Genomic DNA, 6817 nt, shown 5'->3' on the forward strand with positions numbered 1-6817 from the left:
ACATAATTGTGAAAAGGATGGGAATTATAAATGTGGAACGAGTTTAAAAAGTTCGCTTTAAAAGGGAACGTCATGGATTTAGCTGTCGGGGTAGTAATCGGTGGCGCATTTGGTAAAATTGTTTCTTCATTAGTAAATGATATTATTATGCCATTGGTCGGAATTTTACTAGGTGGCGTTGACTTTACGGGTCTTTCTTATCCAGTAGGTGATGCAACATTAAAATATGGTGCATTCATTCAAACTATTGTTGACTTCTTTATCATTGCATTCTCTATCTTCTTATTCATTAAACTATTCAACAAACTATCATTCAAAAAAGAAGAAGAGAAGAAAGAAGAAGTACCAGCTGCTTTATCGAAAGAAGAAGCGCTTCTTACAGAAATTCGTGATTTATTAAAACAGCAAAATGCATCAAGAGACAAGGCATAATGAAATAGACAAAGAGAGAGCAGACATAGATCTGCTCTCTTTTTTATCCCGCTACTTTTGGGCAGTAAGAGCCCGATTGGTGAGAACTTTCCATCAGTGGGGGATGAATCCCCCCACTGATGGAAGTTCCATTTTATAGCGTTTCTGAGTTTGTATGAATAAACAAAATAATACCTGCGACAAGTAAAATAATAATAGCGCCTACAAATAATGTAATAGAAAAAAACACAAAACTGTCATGTATTTGTTCTCCAGCGCTTTCTAAAAAAATCGAAGTAACGTATGTGATTAGGGCTATCCCTGCCAAAACACCACCAGGAATAAAGCGTCTCATACCACTCTGCTTTAACGTCATATAAGCGAATATAGCCGTCACACAAAGCGTAATTCCCCAAAGAATTATCATTTCACATCTCCCCCTCACATAGTTTTATCCGCTATTCACGAACAGTATGATCTCCCACTGATGGAAGTTTCACTTTATAATCATTATACATTAGAAATAGTGGTAAAGCGAAACTTCCATCTAAAAACAAATGTCACAGCGACTATTGAACTCTTTATAAAATAAAAAAACTCGTGGTTGTATTTCCACGAGTTTTCTCCTTATTACTTTGTTGAATCTCTAAACTTAATACTGTGCGGTAAGATAACAGTATGATCTTCTACTGTTTCTTTGTTCATGTATTTTGTTAATAAGCGCATTGCAACTGCTCCAATGTCATACATTGGTTGTACAACTGTTGAAAGCTGCGGGCGTACCATAATTGCAAGACGTGTATTGTCAAAACCAAGTACTTCTAAATCGTTAGGCACGTTTAGACCTTTATCTTGAGCTGCATGAATCACACCTAATGCCATTTCATCAGAGGATACGAATACTGCTGTTGGCTTTTCAGCAAGTTCCCATAGCTTATCTAATGCTTCCATACCTGAATCGTATGTATAATCACCGTCAACAACAAGCTCTTCATCGTAAGCAATACCAGCTTCTTCTAATGCTCGTTTATACCCTTGTAATTTTTTCGCGCTGCCTGCTTTATCAACATAAGGACCAGATACGAAAGCAATGCGTGTATGACCTTGCTCTAAGAAATGCTTCATTGCATCATATGCTGCTTGTGTGTAATCAATATTTACAGATGGTGTAATGTTCTGCTCATCAAATGATGCCGCAAGTACGATTGGAACAGGAGATTTTTTGAATTCTTCTACATGAATGTCTGTAATATCTTCTCCCATAAATACGATGCCGTCCACTTGCTTACCAAGCATTGTATTCAATAAATGGAACTCTTTCTCTTTGTTTTGGTCTGAGTTACTTAAAATAATATTATATTTGTACATTGTTGCGATGTCTTCGATACCACGTGCAAGTTCTGAATAAAACGTGTTAGAGATATCTGGAATAATAACCCCTACTGTTGTTGTTTTCTTACTTGCTAATCCTCGTGCTACTGCATTTGGACGGTAGCCAAGGCGCTCAATCGCCTCTAGTACTTTCTTTCTTGTTGTCGGTTTTACATTTGGATTGCCGTTCACAACACGTGATACTGTTGCCATTGAGACATTTGCTTCGCGCGCTACATCATAAATTGTTACGTTCATCTTTTCACACACTCCTTTATAAAATTTATCTATATACTATGTATCGGTTAACTTGAATGAAAAAAAAGACATCCACTCTACTTGAAGATGTCACTCCCGAGCCCTTTTACTAATGATACGATACAAATAAGGATTGAGACAATATTTTCCCGAAAAAGTTTCGAAAAAATTCGTTCCTTTTCTTATATTTTCATATTTTAAATAGAAAAATACTTATTTTCCAGAAAAAAATCTATGCAGCATTTAACTGCATAGATTTTGAAGCCATTCTTACCCCGCTATTCGCGGGCAGTAAGCCCCCACTGATGGAAGTTTCACTTTATCCCGCACTAACGGGCAGTAAGGCCCCCACCTCAAGATTCAGAGAAAACGAAGAAGCTAAGTGGGGGATAACTGCCCGTAAGAGCCCGATTGGTTCAACTAACCATCAGTGGAGGATGAAGAAAACCCCCACTAACGGAAGTTTCACTTTATCTCATACGAAATGCTTTTAATTCGTTCATAAATGCATTAAATTCTGGAATATCCATTTGCTGCGCTGAATCTGAAAGTGCTACAGCTGGGTCAGGGTGCACTTCTGCCATAATCGCATCTGCTCCGATTGCCATCGCTGCCTTTGCAGTTGGCAATAATAAATCACGGCGTCCTGTCGAATGTGTTACATCTACAACAACCGGCAAGTGCGTTTCTTTCTTTAAGATTGGTACAGCAGAAATATCTAATGTATTTCGCGTTGCTTTCTCATACGTACGAATGCCGCGCTCACATAAAATAATATCGCCGTTCCCTTGTGCAATAATATATTCTGCCGCATACATAAACTCTTCAATCGTTGCGGATAATCCGCGTTTTAATAATACGGGCTTATTGACAGAACCAGCGGCTTTTAATAGTTCAAAGTTTTGCATATTGCGCGCACCAATTTGAATTACATCTACGTAATCAAGCGCCATTTCAATATCATTTGGATTTAAAATTTCACTAATTACAGCTAAATCATACTCATCTGCTACTTGGCGTAAAATTTTCAGCCCTTCAACACCAAGACCTTGGAAATCATATGGTGATGTACGCGGTTTAAATGCACCGCCGCGCATAAGTTTTAATCCTTGTTCTTTCATTGCTTCCGCTACTTGGCGAACTTGCTCATAACTTTCAACTGCACATGGTCCCATAATAAAGTGAGCATTGCCATCACCAATTTTTTCACCTTTAATATCAACAATCGTATCATCTGACTTTTTCTTACGAGATACAAGAAGTGCTTTACGATGATCGTCTTCTTGCAATTCTAAACCTGTTTTAAAAATTTGTTTAAATAAATGTTGAAGCGTTGATGTTTCGAATGGTCCATCATTGTTTTCTGCGATTAAATCGAGCATTTTGCGCTCGCGTACTGGATCAAAACGTTTCACACCTTGTACTTCTTTTAATTTACCAACCTCTTGTACAAGACGACCGCGCTCATTTAATAATTTTAAAATTTGTAAGTTCTTTTCATCAATTTGAGAACGTAAACGATCTAATTCCTGTGATGCCATAATAAAGCCACCTCTTTCAAATTTTATATGTATACTAATAAAAAGATATAAATATCATTCATAAGATAACTTATTATATATGATACATATGCGGATGTCACTTCATACACTTCGCATTAGACTGCGTATGGAATCGTTATTTTTTCTTAATTTAATCGTAAAACGCATGGTACGTCAATATTATTTTTAGAAAATTAAAAAAGCAAGCACATTTGCTTGCTTTCTCTTATTTTATCCCGCTACTTTTGGGCAGTAAGAGCCCGATTGGTTCAACTAACCATCTGTGGAGGATGAAAAACCCCCCACTGATGGAAGTTTCACTTTATATTCTCTTGTAACGCTTGCTTTGTAATTTTCCAATGCGATGCATGCCATAGCACTTTACCATCTTTTATGTATAATACTTGTGGTGATTCATGTCTAATTTCAAAATGCTCGGCAACCTTATTTGAAACAGGACGTGCATCTTGCACATATAAATAATATGCCGGTACAGCTTGCTCTTCACTACGATATTCTTGAAACGCTGTGAAAGCACCGTGACTAATTGGACATGTTGTACTATGTTTAAACAAGATATACGGCTCTTTACTTGCTGTTAATTCCTCAAATTGCTCCATTGTTTCAATCTTCGTCATGCTCATTTCATTCGCCTCTCATTCGAATCGGAAGTCGCGGTAATTTCTTTTCTTTTTTCGGTTTTTTCTCTGGCTTTTCAAACTGCTCTACTTCATCCTCTTTCTTTTTTGCACGAAAGCGATTGTACACATCAATGACCGCATTACTCCATTGCACCACTTGTGCTACTTTATCTGCATTATTTTCTACTTGATCTGCAACAGAATCAGAAACGCTGCGTAGTCTTGTGTTTAAAGAATGAATCGTTGTTCCAATTCCCTCTACACCTTCCACAACTTTATTTAACGACTGTGATTTCTGTTGAATATCTTCTGCTAATGCATTTGTTTTATGAAGAAGCTGCTCTGTTTCCACAGTAATACCCTGCATTTGTTTTTCAAGACCTTCCATCGTACTTGCTACATTTTCTAACGTTTTTTGGACAGATACTAAAGTCTTACATACATATACAACTAATACGGCAAACGCAATTGCGATAATGGCTACACTGACGTATAAAAGAATTTGCATACGAATCACTCCTTTATCTTTTTATGTTTTCTCCTATTATACAATCATTTTCCGTTTCATTCTAATTGTTCCATATTTCGTATTAATTTTCATATTTGTTTGGCAAATGCAACCTAAATTATTAAACAAATTCGGACAAGTAGGTTACAATAAGAAAGGATACATATATAAGGGAGGCTTTACATATGAAAGACCCACGTATTGAAACATTAGCAAAAAATTTAATTAACTACTCTATTCGTTTACAAAAAGGCGAAAAAGTGTTAATCGAAAACTTCGGCTTACAAAAAGAGCTTGTAACAGCACTTGTAAAAGCTGCATATGAAGCTGGTGGTTATCCATTCGTACTATTAAAAGATCATCAAGTAGACCGCTCTTTAATGATGGGTGCAACAGAAGAACATTTCGAGCAAATCGCTGCATATGAAGCAAGCGTAATGAAGGATATGGATGCTTATATCGGCCTTCGCTCTGGTGATAACGTAAATGAACAAGCTGACGTTCCAAGCGAACGCATGAAAATTTACGGCAACACAGTAGGTAAAAAAGTACATAGAGACATTCGTGTTCCAAAAACAAGATGGGTTGTACTTCGCTATCCAAACGCTTCTATGGCACAGCTTGCAAAAATGAGCACAGAAGGATTTGAAGATTTCTACTTTGATGTATGTAACTTAGACTACGCTAAAATGGATAAAGCGATGGACAATCTTGTTGAGTTAATGAACAAAACAGACAAAGTACGTCTTGTTGGACCTGGAACTGACTTAACATTCTCAATTAAAGACATTCCAGCAATTAAATGTGCTGGTCACTTAAATATTCCAGACGGCGAAGTATACTCTGCGCCTGTTCGTGATTCTGTTAACGGTACAGTTTCTTACAACACACCATCTCCGTACAACGGTTACATGTTCGAAAATGTAAAACTTACATTTAAAGACGGTCAAATCGTTGAAGCAACTGCAAACGATACAGAACGCATTAACAAAATTTTCGATACAGATGAAGGCGCACGCTACGTTGGTGAATTCGCAATTGGCGTAAACCCATACATTTTACATCCAATGGGCGATATTCTATTCGATGAAAAAATCGACGGCAGCTTCCACTTCACACCAGGACAAGCATACGAAGATGCATGGAACGGCAACAACTCTAACATCCACTGGGATTTAGTATGCATCCAACGCCCTGAATACGGCGGCGGAGAAATTTACTTCGACGACGTATTAATCCGTAAAGATGGCCGCTTCGTTGTACCTGAATTAGAAGCATTAAATCCTGAGAACTTAAAATAAGTATAGAGAAAGTGAGCACAGGTTGTTGTGCTCACTTTTGTTTTTATTTCTCCCTTTCTTCTACATTACAAGCTAAATACAAAATAAAGGTACTCATTTTCCCTAATAGAAGATTACTTCTTATACAAATAAAGACCATAATCTTGCATAACGGAAGCGTGACCTTGTTGTCGTAACATAGCTGCGATATTACCGCGGTGATAAGATCCATGAGTAACGACGTGTAGTATAGATTCAGAAATAGAAGTTGTAAGTAAACCAGCATATGGATTATCAACTACAATTACTTTTTCCATACCTTCCTGAACACTCAGAAAGGCTTTATACCTCTTTGATAAATCGAAAAAGCTACTCTCCATTTCCTCGATATTTTTTGACTCTGTTTGCTCTATTAATTGATTTACTAATTCGAATGCTTCATTCATACTTTTACCAGAAATCACATTTAACCATAAGTGATCGGTGAGATAAATATGAGATAACGCTTTTGATATAGAAGGAAAAATACTCTGTATTTCCTTGGTGTAAATATCCTGAGGCAGTTCTTTTAATCGATTAATCATTTTTTGAGTCGCCCATACATGGTAGTCATACATTTCTAATGTGGAATTTGTCATATTTCACATCTCCCTTTTCTCTATATTCCAAGCAAAGCATAGAATAGAGGCAATGATGATAGTGACCATCTAGATTCACACTTTTTTAATTAGGCTCTGTTAAATTTAAATGTTGATTTTTATATAGTAATTAGGGGAACCTTCATTTGTGAAGTGAACCCAAAAAGTT

General features: G+C 36.8%; 8 protein-coding genes. 2 read left to right on the forward strand and 6 right to left on the reverse strand.

Annotated features, from left to right (window positions below):
- Nucleotides 1-30 precede the first annotated feature (30 nt).
- Complete coding sequence (gene mscL, locus CN326_RS01355) at nt 31-432, forward strand: large conductance mechanosensitive channel protein MscL (RefSeq protein ID WP_098305463.1); 402 nt, start codon at nt 31-33, stop codon at nt 430-432.
- Between the two features lie 133 nt (nt 433-565).
- Here mscL and CN326_RS01360 read toward each other — a convergent pair whose 3' ends face one another.
- From CN326_RS01360 to CN326_RS01390, 5 genes are all read right to left on the reverse strand, one after another.
- Nucleotides 566-838 carry a DUF3917 domain-containing protein gene (locus tag CN326_RS01360; RefSeq protein ID WP_098305465.1) on the reverse strand — a complete coding sequence of 91 codons (273 nt, stop codon included), beginning with the start codon at nt 836-838 and terminating at the stop codon, nt 566-568.
- 203 nt (nt 839-1041) lie between these two features.
- The gene (gene ccpA / locus CN326_RS01365; protein WP_098305467.1) at nt 1042-2040 is read right to left on the reverse strand and encodes a catabolite control protein A; all 999 of its coding nucleotides are present in this window, start codon (nt 2038-2040) and stop codon (nt 1042-1044) included.
- Between the two features lie 470 nt (nt 2041-2510).
- Nucleotides 2511-3581, reverse strand: coding sequence for a bifunctional 3-deoxy-7-phosphoheptulonate synthase/chorismate mutase (locus CN326_RS01380; RefSeq protein WP_098305471.1), 1071 nt, complete (start codon nt 3579-3581; stop codon nt 2511-2513).
- A gap of 317 nt (nt 3582-3898) precedes the next feature.
- Complete coding sequence (ytxJ, locus tag CN326_RS01385; RefSeq protein WP_098305473.1) at nt 3899-4225, reverse strand: bacillithiol system redox-active protein YtxJ; 327 nt, start codon at nt 4223-4225, stop codon at nt 3899-3901.
- A gap of 1 nt (nt 4226) precedes the next feature.
- Entirely contained in the window at nt 4227-4730 is a 504-nt protein-coding gene (locus CN326_RS01390) for a DUF948 domain-containing protein (protein WP_098305475.1), read from the reverse strand.
- Nucleotides 4731-4915: 185 nt separating this feature from the next.
- Between CN326_RS01390 and CN326_RS01395 the strand changes: the two genes are divergently transcribed.
- Nucleotides 4916-6031 carry an aminopeptidase gene (locus tag CN326_RS01395; RefSeq protein WP_098305477.1) on the forward strand — a complete coding sequence of 372 codons (1116 nt, stop codon included), beginning with the start codon at nt 4916-4918 and terminating at the stop codon, nt 6029-6031.
- Nucleotides 6032-6144: 113 nt separating this feature from the next.
- On the opposite strand, the gene CN326_RS01400 is transcribed toward CN326_RS01395, so the two are convergent.
- Nucleotides 6145-6648, reverse strand: coding sequence for a DinB family protein (locus CN326_RS01400; protein ID WP_098305479.1), 504 nt, complete (start codon nt 6646-6648; stop codon nt 6145-6147).
- Between the last annotated feature and the right edge of the window lie 169 nt (nt 6649-6817).

This window comes from Bacillus sp. AFS018417 (assembly GCF_002560985.1).
Classification (GTDB): Bacteria; Bacillota; Bacilli; order Bacillales; family Bacillaceae_G; genus Bacillus_A; species Bacillus_A rhizoplanae.